General features: G+C 65.4%; 12 protein-coding genes. 6 read left to right on the top strand and 6 right to left on the bottom strand.

The genetic code is table 11. The features are described 5' to 3' along the window. The first annotated feature begins 376 nt into the window (after positions 1 to 376). Positions 377 to 1,522: a glycosyltransferase gene (locus tag ACLBYB_RS20870; RefSeq protein WP_020091237.1), complete on the top strand. Its 1,146-nt coding sequence runs from the start codon at positions 377 to 379 to the stop codon at positions 1,520 to 1,522. 118 nt (positions 1,523 to 1,640) lie between these two features. Here ACLBYB_RS20870 and ACLBYB_RS20865 read toward each other — a convergent pair whose 3' ends face one another. The 6 genes from ACLBYB_RS20865 to ACLBYB_RS20840 form a co-directional block, all read right to left on the bottom strand. Beyond that, on the bottom strand, positions 1,641 to 2,984 hold the full coding sequence (locus tag ACLBYB_RS20865) for an FAD-dependent oxidoreductase (protein WP_447699930.1): 1,344 nt from the start codon (positions 2,982 to 2,984) through the stop codon (positions 1,641 to 1,643). A gap of 567 nt (positions 2,985 to 3,551) precedes the next feature. Next, a complete protein-coding gene (locus ACLBYB_RS20860; protein ID WP_447699929.1) occupies positions 3,552 to 5,027 on the bottom strand; it encodes a hypothetical protein in 1,476 nt (491 codons plus the stop codon). Positions 5,028 to 5,175: 148 nt separating this feature from the next. Next, on the bottom strand, positions 5,176 to 6,534 hold the full coding sequence (locus tag ACLBYB_RS20855) for a polysaccharide biosynthesis/export family protein (RefSeq protein WP_447699928.1): 1,359 nt from the start codon (positions 6,532 to 6,534) through the stop codon (positions 5,176 to 5,178). A gap of 280 nt (positions 6,535 to 6,814) precedes the next feature. Continuing rightward, a complete protein-coding gene (locus tag ACLBYB_RS20850; RefSeq protein ID WP_447699927.1) occupies positions 6,815 to 8,230 on the bottom strand; it encodes a lipopolysaccharide biosynthesis protein in 1,416 nt (471 codons plus the stop codon). Between the two features lie 244 nt (positions 8,231 to 8,474). Next, a complete protein-coding gene (locus tag ACLBYB_RS20845; protein WP_447699926.1) occupies positions 8,475 to 9,536 on the bottom strand; it encodes a glycosyltransferase family 4 protein in 1,062 nt (353 codons plus the stop codon). Positions 9,537 to 9,718: 182 nt separating this feature from the next. Then, a complete protein-coding gene (locus tag ACLBYB_RS20840; protein ID WP_447699925.1) occupies positions 9,719 to 10,741 on the bottom strand; it encodes a glycosyltransferase family 2 protein in 1,023 nt (340 codons plus the stop codon). Positions 10,742 to 11,365: 624 nt separating this feature from the next. Between ACLBYB_RS20840 and ACLBYB_RS20835 the strand changes: the two genes are divergently transcribed. The 5 genes from ACLBYB_RS20835 (at position 11,366) to ACLBYB_RS20815 (ending at position 18,665) form a co-directional block, all read left to right on the top strand. Further along, the gene (locus tag ACLBYB_RS20835; RefSeq protein ID WP_447699924.1) at positions 11,366 to 12,211 is read left to right on the top strand and encodes an HAD family hydrolase; all 846 of its coding nucleotides are present in this window, start codon (positions 11,366 to 11,368) and stop codon (positions 12,209 to 12,211) included. After that, positions 12,208 to 13,515 (top strand): glycosyltransferase, encoded by a 1,308-nt coding sequence (locus ACLBYB_RS20830; protein ID WP_447699923.1) that lies wholly within the window; start codon positions 12,208 to 12,210, stop codon positions 13,513 to 13,515. Before ACLBYB_RS20835 ends, ACLBYB_RS20830 begins: the two co-directional genes overlap by 4 nt. Before the next feature lie 269 nt (positions 13,516 to 13,784). Then, positions 13,785 to 15,815: a glycosyltransferase gene (locus ACLBYB_RS20825; protein ID WP_447699922.1), complete on the top strand. Its 2,031-nt coding sequence runs from the start codon at positions 13,785 to 13,787 to the stop codon at positions 15,813 to 15,815. A 1-nt stretch (position 15,816) separates the two neighbouring features. Next, the gene (locus tag ACLBYB_RS20820; protein ID WP_447699921.1) at positions 15,817 to 17,481 is read left to right on the top strand and encodes a Wzz/FepE/Etk N-terminal domain-containing protein; all 1,665 of its coding nucleotides are present in this window, start codon (positions 15,817 to 15,819) and stop codon (positions 17,479 to 17,481) included. A 71-nt stretch (positions 17,482 to 17,552) separates the two neighbouring features. Further along, positions 17,553 to 18,665, top strand: coding sequence for a glycosyltransferase (locus ACLBYB_RS20815; protein ID WP_447699985.1), 1,113 nt, complete (start codon positions 17,553 to 17,555; stop codon positions 18,663 to 18,665). The last annotated feature ends 36 nt before the right edge of the window (positions 18,666 to 18,701 follow it).

Below are 18,701 nucleotides of genomic sequence, written 5' to 3'. Positions count from 1 at the left end.
CATGCGCCGAGAGAGAACAGAGTGCCGGGTGGCGCGGCACGCCGGGTGGTCTGCGCCTGTTCGGCCGACGGGTGGGAGCGCGGAGCCTGATGCGGCCCCGGAGCATACCCGCCAAGTCGGCCAGGCCTGCCTGCAACGTCCATCCGCAGCGGATGGCGTGAGACCCGTCGATCCCGTCTGAAAGTCATCAATCCCCGCGGCTCCCGAGGCTCGAACCACACAGGTCCAGCCGAAGGCGCACGTTTCCGATCAAGACTGAGAATAGCGCAATCATGGTCCCTTGCCTGTGGAGCAGCTGCCTGCCAGCGACCGATCGGACATCCACCGGGCGACTCGGTGAGAGCTGCGCGGCGATCGGGGAAGCAGGTTCCGAGCGATGAGAGTCGCGATCGTCCATTACTGGCTCATCGGGATGCGCGGCGGCGAGAAGGTCGTCGAGGCGCTCTGCGACCTCTATCCGGAAGCCGACATCTTCACGCACGCCTACGCCCCGCAATCCATGTCGCCGACCATCAGGGCGCACCGGGTCAGGACCTCGTTCATCGGCCGATTGCCGTTCGCGACCAGCCGATACAAATCCTATCTACCCCTGATGCCGATGGCCCTCGAGCAGCTCGATCTGCGGGGATACGATCTGATCATCAGCAGCGAATCGGGTCCGGCGAAGGGGATCATCCCGCCATCCGACGCGCTTCATATCTGTTACTGTCACTCACCGATGCGGTACGTCTGGAACATGTACCACGATTATCGCGAGCGGACGGGGCTGCTCACGCGCCTGCTGATGCCGCCGGTGGCCCATTACGTGCGCAACTGGGACGCGGTCTCGGCGGGCCGGGTCCACGAGTTCATCGCCAACTCGGACACGGTCGCGCGACGCATCGAGACCTACTATCGACGCCAAGCCAAGGTCATCCATCCGCCTGTGGACACGGCGGCCTTCGAGATCGCTCCGGATGGCCAGCGCGGTGACTACCATCTGATGGTCGGCGAAATGGTCCGCTACAAGCGGCCGGAACTGGCGATCCAGGCCTTCAACCGGTTGGGGCAGCCCCTCGTGGTGATCGGCGGCGGCGAGATGCTGCGTGAACTGCGCAGCATGGCCGGTCCGCACATCAAGATCCTCGGTCCGCAGCCCTTCGAGGTCCTGAAACACCACTACGCACGGTGCCAAGCCCTGATCTTCCCCGGAGAAGAGGATTTCGGCATCGTCCCGGTCGAGGCCATGGCGAGCGGCCGGCCGGTCGTCGCGTTCGGCAAGGGTGGTGTCACCGAGACGGTCATCGACGGCGTGACCGGCACCTTCTTCCACGAGCAGTCCGTCGACGCGCTGATCGATGCCGTCCAGCGCTGTCGGGCGATCGGGGTGGAGCCAGAGCGCCTCGTCCGCCGCGCTGCCGACTTCGGTGTCGGCCGCTTCGCGGACGAGATCAGCCGTTTCGTCGACGGGGTCCTCGCGCGCGAGCGCTTGGCGGCCCCTCGTCCTCCGCGTGAGCCGAGCCGCGCCTATCTGGTCCAGTGAGACGGCCCCGCGCCGGCGGCCCCGGCCTCCTCGCCGAACCGCCGAGGTCACGACCGACGCGGGGGAGGCCCCGGTCTCAGAGGGCGGCGCGCGGCGCCCGCCCGCCGAATCGACTCGACTAAGCGTCCGATGTCCTTGTCGGCATCAGGTGAGCCGCCGCGTTGAGCGTCGAAACACGGGCGGTCGGCTGGTAGTCGAAACCGCCCTGTCGTCCGAACGACTCGATCCCGAGGTCGGCGAGTTGGGCGAGCGCGCGCGACACCCGCTGATGGGCCTGCCCGGTGTAGATGGGATAGGCACAGGGCACCACTTGGCTGCCCTCACAAACCAGATCACCGGCGAAGAGCCCGTTCTTGGCGACATGTGCCCGAAAATCCTGCTCGGCGATCGTCACGGAATCGTTCGCGTGGCCAGCGATGACCTCGACTCCAAAATACTCGCGCCCCTCCACCCGACCGTAGAAATCGGAATACATCGTGAGCCGCTTCCAAGCGCCGTCATGCGCGAAGTTGTAGAGGATCGAACAGTCGAAGCCGCGATTCCCGTCGAAGCTGAAATACAGGCTGATCAGCGTTACCGACGCGAGACCGGGATCTTCTCGGACTCCGCAGAGGGCCAACGCCCGCGCAATGGGGATCGTCGAGATGAGTCGCTGGGCGGTCAAACGGCGGCCACCGGTGCGGACATCGAATTGCGTCCCGCGCCGTGTGATCGATTCGATCCGCTCGCCCAGATGAAAGACCGAACCGCGCTGCCGCAGGGTCCGGGCGGCCACTTCGTAGAGGGCATTGAAGCCTTCGCGGGGTCGCGCCAACTGCCTGTTGGTCGGACCCGGCGCGCGATGCCGGCGGACATAGCGCAACAAGACGCGCGGGCTGGCGTGCTCCTTGATCCAGAGCATCCGCTTCTCGGCAAATTCCAGATCGACCCAGTCGGCCGGAACGCCGAAGAACCGCTTCATGTAGCTCTCGAGGCCGGACCTTCTGAGCAGATAATCACCGATCCAGTAACGAGCAAACTCCCGCGCATTCCCGATTCTGCGCCGCGCCACGCGCGAGAAAGCGGCCGATAGCACGATCCTGAAGATGCCCCATGGACCGGCCCGGACGATGTCGTCCCGGATCGACAGCGGGTACGAAGTGACGAAAGCCTGGGGTGTCAGCTTTCCCCACGTCGGCTTGATCGGAACGTAATGTTCCAGCAACTCCGGAAAATACTTCAGCAGCGGCGAATCGTCCTGAAATATTAGACTTCCGATGTCGAATGTATATCCATTGATGGATCGGTCGATATGATTGCCGCCGATATTTTCAAATTCGTCGATGACGGCAATATTTCGACAGCCGAGATCGTGAAGAATTGAAGCCGATACGAGGCCTGTAATACCGGCCCCTAATACGATCGCATCGAAAATCTCGTCTCCCGAGTGCCCATGACGATCGAAGGCTGAAGAAACGGTCATGATTCGCTTTGCATCGGCCACGGCGTCAGGCGATGGAGGATGATGCCGGAGCATGATGGTCGGCCGCGCGGAGCACGGTGAACATCGCCGACACCTCGAATCTCATCGAGATTTACGGATCGATACCATAGGCTCCTTGCGAAACCCAGTCACTACTATCGTTAACTGAGCAGAATTTGCAAACACACTATGGCGCGCGGACCGAAACACCGCCTGACGGTCGAACTACGCATCTGCAACACGCCTTGGACCGGCAGACGGGAGCTTCCAGCCATTCGGCTGACAGAGGCAGCAATGGCAGCCCTTCAGCAGGGTAAAGTCAACAACGAAAACGGCAGATGCCTATGAACCATTTGATCAATGCATTCGATGCAACGGATGCACCCAGCATATCTCGAGCGCTCCCCACGGACCCCGGGGCCATTTCCGTACCGCTCGCACGGTTGTCGCGGCGCGATGGCGCGGACCGCGGTTTTCTCCCAGAGCGGGCGCGGAACAGCAGCTTCCGGTGCCGGACGGCAGCAACGCCCCGCCGCCGGGCCGGGCCGGCGGTATCCAGGGCCGCCCTCACGTGCCGAGTGATGCGTTCTGGGCCGACTGGCAAGCTGGTTCAGCGAACCGCGACCGTATCGCGGCTGCGGCCGGATCGACCGGGGCCGCGGAAACACCGATACGGCTGACCGGCTGACTCGCAGGATAGGCGCACGCGGTGGCAGCGAAGATATAGAACATCAAGCCCTGATCGACCGTCGGACCTGCGATGATGCTGCCGGAGAGCAGGCAGAGGCAGGCGACGCGGCCGGCAGCACGGATATCGCTCGCGTAGGTGCGCGGCGCCCCGCGCCGGAAGCCGAACACCGAAGCCAGGAACAGCGCGTAGAAGACGGCGCCGGGGATCCCGACATTCGACAGCACCGCGAGGGGAAAGCTCGACGTGCGATTGGTCCCGAGGCCGACGCCCAAGCCGCTGGAGTCGACGAAGTTCCTCCAAGCGTAGGCGTTCCAGGCCGAGCGCTGAACACCCGAACTTGTCTCGGCTTTGCTCAGGACGAGCGTATCGACGTAATCGTAGACGTGCTCTGCCACACCGCTGACGGAGAGGGCCAGGAGCACGAGGACGCAGAACACCAGTGGCCCTGCGACCACCAGACCGGCACTGAAACGGTCCTGCCGATGCGTGCTGCACCGCAGCATCGCGATCGTGTAGAGGAGGGCGATTACCACCCCGGCGCCGACCAGACCGGTCGAGGACGTCGACAGGATCACGAACAGCAGCGAGATCAGCGCCAGGGGTCCCGTGACCGAGGGCTTGCGGCCGCAGAGCCAGAGCATGCCGGTGAACCCGCAACTTCCCAGTGTCATTCCCGCGAAGGCGGACGCTTCCGGCCAAGCTCCGATGATTCGCCGCATACTGCCGACACTCTCCTCATCGTGGAACGTGTACTGAGCGTTGCGAATGAATTGCAGGGCGTCCTGAGTGCCCGTGGCCGCGGTCACCACGTCGATGATGCCGAAGCATATGTTGGCGGCCGCGTAGAGGATGAGCGCCTTCGCGAGCGTTTCGAGCCCGTTCCTCGTGAAACCGAACGCGGTGATGATACTGAAACAAGCCAGATCACCGATGAGATAGACCGGCTGCGTGAAATTGCTGGATACTGGTCCCAGGGGAACGACACCGTCGCTCGTGATCAGGTGTGACGACGTTCCCAGCGGCACGATATAGGTCTCACCCGCGAAGAGCCGCGGCAGGATATAGCTGCTGGCCACCCCGTAGAGAGTGAGACAGAGAAGCCAGAAACCCGGTTCAGGCAGGCGGAACGAACTCAGGACCCGTGTCGAGATGTTGCGATGAAACAGTGTCGCGATCATCAGGAACAGGAGGAAGAGATGGGCCGGCTGTACATTGGCGCCGCCCAGCAGAATTGCCGCGGCCGATCCCAGATTGCAGATGACCACGAACGCGATCACGACCAATTCCCGGCCGAACAGCAGACAGAACAGGCCCACGACGACCGTGATGGCACCAATCGGTTCGAAGCTCATGTCAGGCTGGTCCAGGCATGATCGGCGGCGGATCGGTATCGGCGCTCAGGCCACGCATCGCCAGCCAGACGATCATGCCGGGCCTGTGTCAGGCGACAGCGTGCCCGACCGCCGCCCGGATCGATGCGACGCGCCCGCACGGGCGATCTCAGCGTTTGGCGCTGTCGGTCGGCCGGTGCGGGCCATCCGACGCGGCCGGACCGCGGCTCACCGGAGTGTCCGCCGATCCGGGGCGCTGAGTCGGGGACTGCCGCGTCTCACCGGATCTGTCGGCCGGCTGACGCACGAGCGTCACGCGCACGACGTCGCCGGGCTCGACGACGGCCTCCTCCGAGGCGAGCCATGTGGCCGCCTTCACCCCCTGCTTCCGGGTAATCTCGTAGCGCGCACTCAGGGTTTCAGACGCGTCATCGGTGTTGCCGACCATCTGGGATTCGGCATCGGCCGAGAGACGCTCGGCCGTGCGCGCCTTCTCGTCGATCGAGGCGAGCCTCTGACGGACATCTGCGGCCTCCGACAGCGCTTCGCGGCGAAAACGGGCCTTGAGGTCGATCATGTCGCGCTCGGCGCGTGTGAGGCTTTGCTGAGCGCGCAGCATGGCAACCTGCACGTCGAGCCGGCTGCTCTCGAACGAGGCCTGACTCTGCTCGGCAGCGAGCTTCCGCGGCGCGATCGTGAGTCCTTTCGAGACCAGATCGTTGATGAGGCCGAGTTCGCCGCGGCTGAGCTCGATCTGGCGGTCCAGCGTCTTGGACTTATTATCCAGTGTACTCATCTCATTCTGGAAAATGATTATCGACTGTTCAATCGCCTTGATCTCGGCCTTCAGCGCGTTCCGGCGTGTATCGAACAGGAGCTGCTCACCGCGAACGGCCTGCTCCGCATACGTCTTGTCCACTGTGCCTTTGACATCACCCCCGAACGCGATCGTCTCCGCGCCCCCGATCTCTGCCTCCAGACGGGCCAACTTGGCGGCCAGAGCGACCCGCTCCGCGGCCAGATTTCGCAACTCGCCGCGCGACGTGACCGCATCGCGCTGAATGCCGCGTGGGTCAGTGCCGCGCATCAGGCCCTGAGCCGTGCTGACGGCCTGCAGTACGGTCAGGCCAGGTTGATACTCGTACTTGCCAGGCTGCTGGACCGCACCGATGATGTAGAATGGACGGTAGGTTGCGACTTCGACCGATGCCGCTGGCTTCTCAGCGAGATCGGCGACCTGCTTCAGCGCGACACCGATGGCGTTCGCGAGGTCGATCGGCGTGCCGCCCGCGGCCTTGATCTGGCCGATCAGCGGCATGGATACAGTTCCGTCCGCCGCCACGACGAACTGACCGTTCAGTGCCGTCCACGAGTACGCTTCGCCGGTGTTGCGACGCAGATCGTAGACGCGGATCGTCAGATGATCCTGTGGGCCGAGCACGTATCGACCGGCTTCGTCGGCAACCGCATGCGCGAGCGGGCTGCCGAACAGCAAAACACAGGCCGCCGCAATGAGACGCAGACGCATCAAATTCTCCTCGACCAGATCCAAATCTTGAGTACAAATTTGCGCGCCGCGATCTGCCCACGGTACCTGCACCACAGAGTCCCGAGAGCCGCATTTAATCGTAGCAGACGCAGCCAGCCTGGCCAAGATTTATAGATCTCAGATCTGCCGCGCGGCCGCCCCCCCTGCCGAGACATCGGAGCGCGGGCCGATTCAAGTTCAGCGCGGGCGGTCTCATGTATCAGACCAATGACACTGATGCGCTCATCGTTATTCGCCGGCCAGCACTTCGAGATCGGCCTCAAGGACGCAGGGTCTGCAGGCGAAACCCGAGCAGGAGCATGCTCGCGCTGTAGGCCGCCGCGCCGCTGAAGACCGTGGCGATCAATAGGCCGACCAACCCGATATCGGCGCGGCTCAAGACGGTCTGCAGCGCGAGGACGGCGGCCGCCATCACCGCGCAGGAGAGGGCAATCTGCCAGAGATTACGGATCTGCCCCGCCACACCGGCATCGACGAGACGCCGCGCGTAGATCGCGCTGATCAGGAAGTGAAACAGGGCCGTGGCAAGGCGCGCGTAGATCATCATCATCACGCCGCCGATATAAAATCCTATTGCCATGCTCGAGACCTTCACCACCGACTCGAGGAGCGTGATCTTGAGCATCACGTTCGGCTCGTCCATCGCGAGGCAGAGCGTCGAGACAGGTTGGTAATAGGCGGTGAACATGATGGCCAGCGACAGCCATCGCAGATAGGGCGCCGCGGAAATCCATTGCGCACCGAGGATGACGCTCACGATCTGGTCGGCGGTCAGTGCGATGCCCACGCCGGCCGGGAGCGCGATGATCATCGTGAGTCGAGCCGCCTTCAGGAAGGCGGCTCGTAAGCGGAGGCGGTCATCGGCCATCGTCGCGAACGCGGCCATGACCGGCCGCATAGCCGGACCGATGACGCTCTGAGTCGGGAGGACGGAGAAATCGCTCGCCACCCCGTAGCGGCCGAGTACGGCCTTGTCGACGTGGTAACCGAGGAACATGCGATCGAACTGCCAACTGAAGGCAGCGAGGATCTGTGAGGATGTGAACCAGCCTGTGAACGCCGAAAAGGCACTCAGCCGCGCCAGGGAGAGCCTCGGTCGGTAAGGTGCGAGCACGTAGGACAGGATGGTCGGCAGGATCGCGGATGCAGCCGGATTGATCACCAGGGCCCAGTAGCCGGCTCCCAAGTAGAGAGACCCGATCGAGATCAGGGCCGCGGCCACTTTGCCGGAAAAATCCGCGAGAAACGACGCACGGAAGTCGATCTTGCGGAACAGGTGTACCATGGCCGGGCTGTAGAGGCTTCGCGCGATCGGGGCCGACGCGAGCGCGAGCGTGATGGGGATCAGTCGGACGTCGTCGTAGATGTGGGCGACCGGCCAAGCGGCGGCCATCATCAGAACGGCGATGACTCCGCCCCGAAGAAGGCCCAGCGTGAATGCAGTATCCAGATGCGACTTCTCGATCTTCTGCAGACGCAACAGGGCCTGAACCAGCGGGATCTCGAGGATCATCTCGACGATCGAGATCAGGGACGCGGCGATGGCCGTCAGGCCGAAATCGGCGGGCGACAGGATCCGTGCGAGGACGAGCAGCGTGCCGAGATCGATCGCGCGCGCGGAGATCCGCGCGGCGACACTCCATCCGGCGCCGCGCAGCGTCTTAGAGGCGAGCATGAACGTGTCCCACGGAGGACTGACCGGCGCCACACCGGCCCGGAACGACGTCGTGCCTCGTGGTCACGACATGGATCCGGATCTGAGCAACATGGCGATTCCGATCCTGACACGCTCTGCAAGGCAGTCCTGAACCAGCATCCGGCGGCGGCATCAATCTAGCTAATTTGGTTAGCTTGCGATCGAGCCGCGCCCGCGGTGCGTTGTGGGAGCCGTGTCCGGCTTCCGCGCACCGGGACGCGCATCACCCCGCGAGGCCGGCAGCGCGCCGATAGACGGTCAAGGTCTCGTCGGCCACCCGTGCGATCCGCAGGTGATCCAGGTTGATCTGGCTCTTCGCTCTCAAAGCGCCCAGGGCGCTCGGATCGGTCGTGAGCGTGATCAGCGCCTGCGCAAGCTTGTCCGGATCGTTTGCCGGGACCAGAATGCCCGCCCTTCCCCCGTCGAGCAGCTCGGGAATCCCGTCGACGTCGGTGCCCACGATCGCGCAGCCCGCCTCCCGGGCCTCGGAGAGCACGAGCGGTGCCGGATCGGCGTGGGACGGGAGCACGAAGATGTCGGCGCCCAGCATCCAGCGGTACGGATCGTCCCGCGGCCCGGCGAAGGTAATGGCATCCGCGCAGGCCAGCGCGCGCGCGGTCTGCTCATAGGCGTCCCGGTGAGGACCGCCGCCGACGACGTAGAGCCGCATGGCGCGATTGTGGGGGAACGCCTTGTCGAAGGCCTGCAGCAGATCGGGCAATCCCTTCCGGGGATGCAGGCCTCCGACGAAGACGATGGCGGGATGATCCAGAGTCTGCGGTTCCTCGGACCGACCGCGCATGCGGGCTGAGCCGATGGTCCCGTTGAGCACGACGTCGATGCGGGAAGCCGCGATGCCGCGCTTCCGCATTGCCGCAGCGACCGCGCCGCTCACAGCGATGACCCTGGTCCCAAGGCCCATGAGGACGGCACCCTTCTCGAACTCATTGTGGACGGTCGTCACGAGGGGAACGCGCAGCAGCTTGCAGGTCGGCCAAGCCAGCACGGCGCTGGTCATCATATGGGCGTGGACGACATCGGGACGCCAACGCCGGAGCACACCGCCACATCCGAGGAACGACGTCAGGATCCGGGCCGGCGTGCGCGCGTGGCTCGCGAAGATCGACTCGACGCCGTTGGACCGGAGCAGCGCATCGAAATCCCCACCCTGACTGGCTATCGCGACCCGGTGTCCGGCCTGCGCCTGTTGGCACGCGAGATCGACGGCCGCGTGGACATGGCCGTTCAGTCGGCGCGTGTGATTCAGCAGATGGAGAATACGCATGACTTACGAGCGCTCGTGTCGGATCCGAGCCCCGGCCTGCGCTGGACTCCATGCAAGCCGCGGCGCCGATTAGGCGGGAGATACGACCCTGGCCGAACAGGAGAGCCGCCACATATTCCGGAGCCATCTAGGTGTAAAAGCGCGACCGGGCGCAACAGAAAAATCCGGCGCACTACTGATTTTCAACAATGCCCCGCACCGATCGTGGCGCGCAGGATCTGTCGGACCGGCCGGCGCTTGGGCGAGAAGCGGAAGGCGAGCAACGCCTGCGCACACCGAACGGGCGCGAGAAACGTCGCGACTACGAAGAGCGCATTCGCCATTTTCCACTTCAGGGAACGCGGCTCGATCAGGACGGATCTGATCAGGCCCAGGAACGGCCTGCCACCGTACCGGACACCCCGGAGGATCGCCAGGCAGAACTCGAGGAACTGAAAATAGTATGTCTGCTCTGGCTCGACGAGGGAGACTCCGGGACGCCAGTCGTGAAGAAGACCGCGCAGATGCCTCAGACGTGACTGGAAACGCTGGAGGTCCCGCTCGACGGTGGCCGCCTGCGGGACGCGGCCCAGACCCGAGTCATTGCGGCCATGGACACGGTAGAGCCCAAGACTTTCAGAAAGACTGACGATCTCGCCCATGAACGGGGCAGCCAACAGAATCACGCCATCGACAGCTTGGTCGTACGCGCATTGATGGAGCAGATCGCAGACATCGCGGCGGAAGACATTCCCGGACGTGGGCGGCGTCTGATAGACGCCTGAGCGCAGGATGTCGTTGACAGTCCTGTCCTGCCCGCGGAACGCGCCGAGAGCGGGGTATGGGTCCGCCAGGATCGTCCCAGTCGAGTCGATGCACCTCAGACAGAACTGAAGTTTGGCGACAGTCGGATCTAGTTCCGCGAGAATACGGTCGAGAGCACCCGGCAGAAGCTCGTCGTCCGCGTCGAGAAAGAGCAGAAACGGGGCCCGGGCCTTGGCCAATCCGTACAGGCAAGCCGCCCTCTGACCGCCGTTCGGGATCCGGAACGCCGCGACACCGGACCGCTGGATAATCGACCACGAGTCATCCGTCGATCCATCGTCTATCACGACGATCTCACAAGAGTCATTGCCTTGCCCAACAACGCTTTGAATTGCTCGACCGACAAAATTTTCGTAGTTGTAACAGGTAATGATGACTGCGAGCTTGGGATCCGTGACCACGACAAATGTCTTTCACGCTCGTCGTTCAGCGCGCCCGTATCTCACGGTCTGCAGCGCCCGACAGGATGTGGCTAGCACGGTATCCCGCCGAAATCCACAATCGACATCTGAAGCCGCAGCAAAAATCCAAGTCCAATTGGTAGTTTAATCGCTGACGCTCTGCGCACTTCACGTTGGCTCGGAGACAAAAATCAACACTCCGTGATCGGGAATTGATCGATGATCGTCACCTTCCGGCCCGACTCGGAGCTCTGGGGACGTGTTGAGCCTCGCATGAGGCGCGAGATCAAGGTGACATCCAGGCACGTTGAGCCTGTCGGTCGATCCGTCGCGGCCTACGGCGCCGGCCCGCCCTCCCAGCGCGGGCGGTCGTACCTTTGATCCCCCGGACCTACTCCGAACGGCGGTCTTGTTGGGCGCCGCCAAGCTCCACTAAGGCCCCCTTTCCTGGAGATTCCCCCTCGGTCGGGCCGATCAACCCGCCTTTTCGGGGGTGCGCGGTCGCCTCGTCAATGCTTATGGCCGTAGCAGCACGCCTTCATTGATGTCGGACGGGACAGATTGTTGCTATACTCGTTGGAGGATGGACATCGCGCGCAGCGTGGTGCCGATACGGCACCGTCATTGCAGAAGGGATCCGCCGGGCGCGGCCCGGCGGGCAGACATCAGGTTCGATCGCCATCGATCGGGAGAGATCTAGCCATCATGCACCTACCCGAGACGGCAGCCCGTATCGTATCCTGCGACGTCTTCGACACGCTGCTCCTGCGCGATCACCGGTCCGAGCGCTGCCGCTTCCACGAGATCGCGGCCGTCGCGTCGCAGCTGCTCGCGGCGGAGGATGGCGTGGTGCGCCGACCGGGCGCGATCTACGCCGCGCGCCTGGAGGTGCAGCGAGCGGCCTACCGGGCGCTCGACTTGGCCAATCCCTCGGGCGACGTGCGCTTCGCCGACATGCTCGCGGCCATGACGCGCGTCCTCGGTCTCGATGATCGGGCCGCGGATATCCTGTATCGGGCCGAGATCACGGTCGAACGCGCGCAGTTGCGCGCGAACACCCGGCTGATGACGTGGCTCAGGGGCCGGGCGCGGGCCGGGGGCAGGATCATCGCGGTGAGCGATACGTACCACCGCGGCGAGACCATCGCGCAGCTGCTGAATGCGCTGGCTCCCGACCATCCCATCGCGCGCATCTACACCAGTGCCGACCACGACGCGACCAAGCGGACACGGGCGCTCTTCGATGTCGTTCTCCGGAGCGAGAAAGTGCCCCCCGCCGAGATCCTCCACCTCGGCGATGACACGCTGGCGGACGTGACGATGGCCGCCGCCGCGGGCCTGAGGACGGCACAACTGCTCCGGCCGCGCCACGTGGTGCTGCGTCGCCGCCTCGATGCCGTCCGCGCTCGCGTGATGCACCGGCACTGGATCGGTGCCGCCCGGAGCGGGGCCAGGAGGATCGGGCCGTGAGCGCGACCGACGCCGCACGCGGCCCCGCGGGCGACGACGCGGTCGCGTTCGGCCAGCGCGTGCTGGGCCCGATCCTCGCCGAGTTCTGCCTACGCCTCTGGCTCGCGGAACGCTTCCTCGCGCCGGACAGGACCGTCCTCCTGTTCTGCGCCCGGGGCGGCCTGCGCCTGCAACTCGTCTACGAGCGCTTCCTCCAGCGAACCAGCCTGCCGCAGAACCTCCCGCGCGCGGCCCTGATGGTCTCGCGCCTCGTGGCCGCCCGCACCGCCTTCGATCCGCCGAGCCCCGGCATGCTCTCCGAACTCGGTCGGGAATTCAGCGGCCGGTCGATGGCGGAGATCGCGGCGGCGCTGGCGCAACGCGACGATCTGGCCCTTCCGGCGTCCTGGGATGAGCCCTTCGAGGAGGGGGCATTCACCGCGCTGCTGTCCGGCAACCAGCCCAGCGTGGCCCGCCTTCACGCCGCGGTCGCCCAACAGGATGCCCGTTTCCGCGCGCATCTCGAGGCCTGCGCGGGCCCGGCGCGCCACTGCGTGCTGGTCGATACCGGGCTCTACGGCAGCACGGTCCGCATGCTTCAGGAGGGCCTGCCGGAGCGGACGTGGTCAGGGCTCCAGCTCGCCCGCTGCAACTACAAGCGCCTCGCCACACCGCATTTCCGCCGCACGTTCGGCCTGAGTGTCGAGAGCGACTGGTACAAGCCCTGGGACGCGCGCACGTCGGTGCTGCGCTTCTGGCACCTGATCGAGGCCTGCCTGGAACCGGACCTGCCGAGCGTCCGCACCTTCGCCCAGGCCGTCCCGGGATCGCCGCCGCGGGCCAATCTTCAGGACGACGGCTGGGAGGCGCGGATCGCATCGACGCGGCCGGACCTCTTCACCGGCGTCCTGGCCCACATCGACGATCTTCGCTCCGAGAGCGTCGCGGCGATCCCCGACGACGCGGCGCGGGCGTGGGCGGCCCTGAAGAAGGCAATCATCTGGCCGGATGACCGGACCGTCTCGACCTTGAGTCTCGGCGGCAGATCCCGCGATTTCGGACGCGTCGAGCTGAGCGCGCAGTACGCCACACCGCGGCCGGCCCGACCCGCGCAGCAGATCCGCGACAGTCTCTGGCGCGAGGGCGCGCTTCTCCGCTTCTTCCCGCGGGCCGGCCGGTTCCTGCTTCCCGTGATCGAGGCCGTCTACGCGGGTCGCGCCCTTCGAAGGGAGGCCACGTCCCGTCTCGTCCGCCGCCGCGAGCCCGCGCCCGAGGCATGCGCGGAGCCGCCCCTGTGGCGCCGGCAGGCCTCTGGCGCGAACTGAGGTCTCTCCGTGTCGTCGAATGCAGCGTTCGGGCCTCGGCTACTGAACTTGGATTTTCCTGTCGAGAATCAGAATGCTGCCTATAAAATAATTAGCGTCCCGGATTTTTGCCTCTATTACGTACGCGAATTCTGCGCACGCGCGGGGTCATGCGCGATCCCGGTTCCTGGGATCGCGGGTCCGACCGCGCCGCTCACGCGAAAGGTGGAACACTCTTGTTCTCGTATTCGATCCGCGAATCGGGGCTCCGACAGGAGTAGAGCGACAGCATGACGGCAGTCGGATCGTTCGGAATCAACGGTCGGTTCCTCACCCAGCCGATGACCGGGGTTCAGCGCTACGCGATGAACGTCACCCGGGCGCTGAGCGCGGCCCTGGCCGCTCGGGGCGAGAGCGCCCCCTTGCTGTCCGTGCCGGACGCGCAGGATCCCCGTCTCGCAGGCACGCCGCTCCGCACCGTCGGACCGGCGGGTGGGCATGCCTGGGAGCAATTCGTCCTGCCGCGCGCCTGGCCCGGCCGATTGCTCAACCTCTGCAACACCGCCCCCGCGCTGAAGGCCGATCAAGTCGTCTGCATCCACGACGCGAACGTGTTCAACGCGCCGGAGAGCTACAGCGCGTCGTTCCGGACCTTCTACAGGACGCTCCAGCCGCTTCTGGCGCGCCGTGCCGCGCGGATCGCCACCGTCTCCAGCTTCTCGGCCGGACAGATCGCCAACCATCTCTCGGTGAGAGCCTCCGACATCGTCGTGCTCCCGAACGGGCACGAGCACGTGCACGCCTGGGATCCGCGACAGGCCGTCCGGGCGCCGGCGGCCCTGGACCGGGACGCCGACGGCCTGGAGCGCCCCTTCGTGCTGGCCCTCGGGTCCCGCGCCCGCCACAAGAACCTCGATCTGCTGCTCAAACTGGCGCCCGCCTTGGGCGAACTCGGGCTCGACCTCGTGGTGGCAGGCGGCCAAGCGACCATCTACGCCGCCGAGGACCTGCGGCGCGGCGAGAATGTCCGCCACCTCGGCTTCGTCACCGACCACGACCTCGCCTACCTGATGGAGCGCGCCCTGTGCCTGGCCTTCCCCTCCCTCACGGAGGGGTTCGGGCTTCCGGCGCTGGAGGCGATGGCACGCGGCTGCCCCGTCGTCTCGACCGACCGCGCGAGTTTGCCGGAGATCTGCGGGTCGGCGGCCCTGCTCGCTCCGCCGGACCGGCCGGAACGCTGGCTCGACCAGATCCGCGCCCTGGCCGCGAGCCCGGACCTGCGATCGGACCTGATCGGCCGCGGTCGCGATCAGGCCGCCCTCTTCTCGTGGGAGGCTTCGGCGCAGGGCTACCTCGATCTCATGCGGGCGCCGAAGGTGCGGCAGGCCGCGCGCCCTGCCGCGCGCCCTGCCGCGCGATCCGCGGCACAGCCAACCCCGCCCAGCATCGCCGTCGCCATCGCGACGCTGGGCCGTCCCGAGGTGGTGACCGGCACGCTGCGGCGGATCCTGGATCGGCAGACCCTGAAGCCCGCCGCCATCCTGATCTCCTGCGTCACCCCGGACGATGCCGGCGAGGCGGCCGCGTGGCCCGGCGTGACGGTGGTCACGGGGCGTCCCGGCCTCGCCACTCAGAGAAATGCCGCCCTCGCCGCGCTGCCCGAGGCGATCGATATCGTGGTCTTCTTCGACGATGACTTCGTCCCCGAGGCCGGCTGGCTCGCGGCAGCCGCGCAGCGCTTCGAAGACGAGCCGGACATCGTCGGCCTGACGGGCGACGTCGTCGCGGACGGCATCAAGGGGCCCGGACTGCGCTTCACCGAGGTCGACCGGATGCTCGCCGCGCTGGCTCCGGTCGAGCCGGCGGCGCCCATCGAGGCCTTCAGCCCGTACGGCTGCAACATGGCGTTCCGCCGCTCGGCCATCGGCACGCTGCGCTTCGACGAGCGGCTCGTCCTGTACGGCTGGCTCGAGGACCGCGATTTCGGCGCGGCCCTGGCGGCCCGAGGCGGCCGGCTCGTCAAATGCATGGAGGCCCGCGGCGTCCATATGGGTGTGAAAGGCGGCCGCATCTCCGGCGATCGGCTCGGCTATTCGCAGATTGTCAACCCGCTATACATGCTGCGCAAGGGCACGATGACCCTGTCTCAAGTCTTCGGCCAGATTACCCGCAACGTTCTCAGCAACGTGACGCGCTTCGCGGCCCCCGAGCCGTTCATCGACCGGCGCGGCCGGCTGCGCGGCAATCTGCGCGGCGCCGCGGACGTGCTCCTGGGACGGCTGGAGCCCGAGCGGGCCCTGAAGATCCGACGGAAAGTGTGAGATGAACATCCACAACACCAACCGGATCCCGCCGGACCAGTCCCAATCGGTCTCCCATTTTCCGGAGACGACCTCCATCGGCGTGCAGGACGGCCCGCTGGCCGTCATCTCGGCGGCCCTCAAGGCGGCCCGCCGGCACAAACTGGCGGTGGCCGTCTGGGTGGTCTTCTGCATCGGCTGCGCGGCGCTCTACACGGTGACCGCGACCCCCTTCTACACGGCGACCGCTGTGCTGCTGCTCGAGCCGCGGCGCCCGGTGGGCTCGGGCTCCTCCGATGGCGCCCTGATGCCGAGCCTCGATGTGGGCCGGGCCGAGAGTGAGCTCCAGGTCCTCCGCTCGGAACGGCTGCTGGCGAACGTGTTCAACAGTCTCCAGCTGGCGAACAATCCGGAATTCGGTCCTCCGGAAGCCGAGAGCCCGAAGGAGCCGGGCCCGGGCGCGTCCGAATTGTCGGGGCTGCGGACCGCCCCGCCGTCGACGGCAGCCATCCTGCAGCAGAGGAAGTTCGAGAATTTCGCCGAGCGATTTACCGTCAGGCGGGTCGGACAGTCGTACGTTGTCGAGGTCTCGTACACGTCCAGAGACCCGAACCTGGCGCGGCGCGTCGCGAACGCGGCCGTCTCGGCCTATCTCCTGCAATCCATCGCTGCCAAGGCCGATGCGGCCAAGAACGGCGCCGAGTTCCTCCAGGGTCGCGTCAATGCCCTCGCCTCCCAGGCGCGGTCCGCCGCGGCGGCCGTCACCGAGGGCACGCTGCCGGACGCGCCGACGCCCGATGCCGACGCGCGGGTGATCGGCGCGGCGCTGCAGCCCCTCAAACCCTCGGCCCCGCGGAAGACCCTGATCCTCGGCCTCGGCGCGATGATCGGCCTCGTCGGCGGCTTCCTGGCCGTGGCGCTGCTGCAGGCCTTCGACCGCCGGATCCGGACGCCGCAGGATCTCGTCCAGAGGGCCGGCATCCCCTGCCTCGCCGTGATGCCCGAGGTCCTGCGCAAGACGGCCGAGGGGCGCCGCGAGACCGTGGATCTGCGCAACGTCAACGCGCCGTGGTTCCTCAACGTCAAATTCTCCACGGGCGTCCGCGACCTTCGGACGTCGATCCAGCTGGCCCTCTCCGCGCGCGGCCACGAGTCCGACTGTGTCATCGCCCTGGTCGGCTGCACCCCGCGCACCGGCACGACCCTGATCGGCCTGAGCTTGGCGCGCCTGCTGCAGGAAGGTGGCCGGACCGCCCGGCTGATCGACACGAATATCCACGGCGCCGGAACCTTCTTCCTGACCCCGGACTCCAAGGCCGGGGTCGGCGCGAGTCTCGCCGACCTGATCATCAATCCGAGCCATCTGGCCCTCGCCAAGTTCGTGGATTTCGGGGGCGTCTCGGTCCTGCCGTCGCGGTCGCCGTACACGGCGGTCGGCACCGGCATCTCCCTCAGCTCCTCGGTCTTCCAGAGCGTCATCGACCAGATGCGCCGGGGGGGCTACGTCATCCTCGACCTGCCGCCGCTCTCCGTCTCGGCCGAGTCCCGGGTCGCGGCCCGTCGAGCGGATGTCGTGGTGATCGTCGCCGAGGCCGGGCGGACGACCGTCGACGAGCTGTCGGACGCGGTGAACGGCCTGATCGGTGCCGGCGCGAACGTGATCGGCGCCGTTCTCAATCGCGCGTGAGCCGTGCCCTCGCATCGTCGGCAAATCCGCGCTCGACGCTCAGAATCAATCGTGAAATGGGACCTGCGTCGATGCGATCTGAGGACAGGGGCAAATTTCAGGTCCTGTATATCCAGCCGAGGACACCCGTCTTCGCAGGGATCGAGCGTGTCGTCGATACGATCTGCACTGAGCTTGCCACACGGTTCAGGGCAGAGTTTGACGTCGATGTCCTGAGGCTTTCGCAGCATGAGAACCATCCGCCAGAGCCACGGGTTTACCGGAGCGTCTTTCGGCCGGTGAACTCGCGGCTCAATCTCCTTCGAACCTTCAGGTCTGTTATCCAGGAGAAGCGCTACGATCTGGTGATCGTTCCGCAGATCGAGCCGACCGTCATTTTCTGGTTCGCGCGCCTGGGAATCCAGCAGCGCGTTGCCATGCACCTCCATGGCAATCCTAGACGGGAAGCCGCGAATTTTAAATCAGCAATGTACTTCTTCCTTCTCAATCATCTGGTCCTTCGCCGCATCAGATCGGTCTTCGGGACTTCTCCAAGACAACTTGAAGCGTTCAAACAGGATTTCAATTGCACCCGCCCGATGTACTGGGTGCCGAACCCGGTTCGACGCTTTGAACCGTCAAGCACCGATATGCGGCGAAATTCGACTCTCGTAACCTTCGTGAATGTCGGGCGTTACGACTTTCAGAAGGGCCAGGATATCCTGATTAGGGCGTTTGCGAAGCTGTACGCTCGCCGAAAAGATGTCAGCCTCAATCTGGTCGGTCATGGCTCCGATAAGGCGGCCCTCACCGCGCAGATCCAGGCACTCAACATGTCGAACGTTATCAAACTCGCGCACCATCCCGAGAACCCCCAGCAAGCACTGGATACCAGTGATGTGTTTGTTGCCACGTCGCGCTGGGAGGGCTGGTCGCTCGCCATATGCGAAGCGCTCCGGTGCGGGCTGCCCGTCATATCTACCGATTGCGAATTCGGTCCGAGCGACATCTTGGTCGATCAACGCCTCGGGCGTCTCGTGCCTCCAGATGACGAGGACGCATTGGTCAGAGCGATGATTCACTACTGCGAGAATTTAGATTTTGAAAAATCCTTCTCCTCCTTCAGAAAAAAACATATTGATCGCTTCAGTCCCGAGAACGTGGTCCACGTTCACGCCGACGCAATCCGAGAATCCGTTCTCTGATTGATCAAGACACACCAGGATTCCGCATCGCGCTTT

The sequence above is a fragment of the Methylobacterium sp. D54C genome (assembly GCF_053345595.1).
Note: the sequence above shows the minus strand (reverse complement) of the source record. Positions and strands in the feature narration are given on the sequence as shown.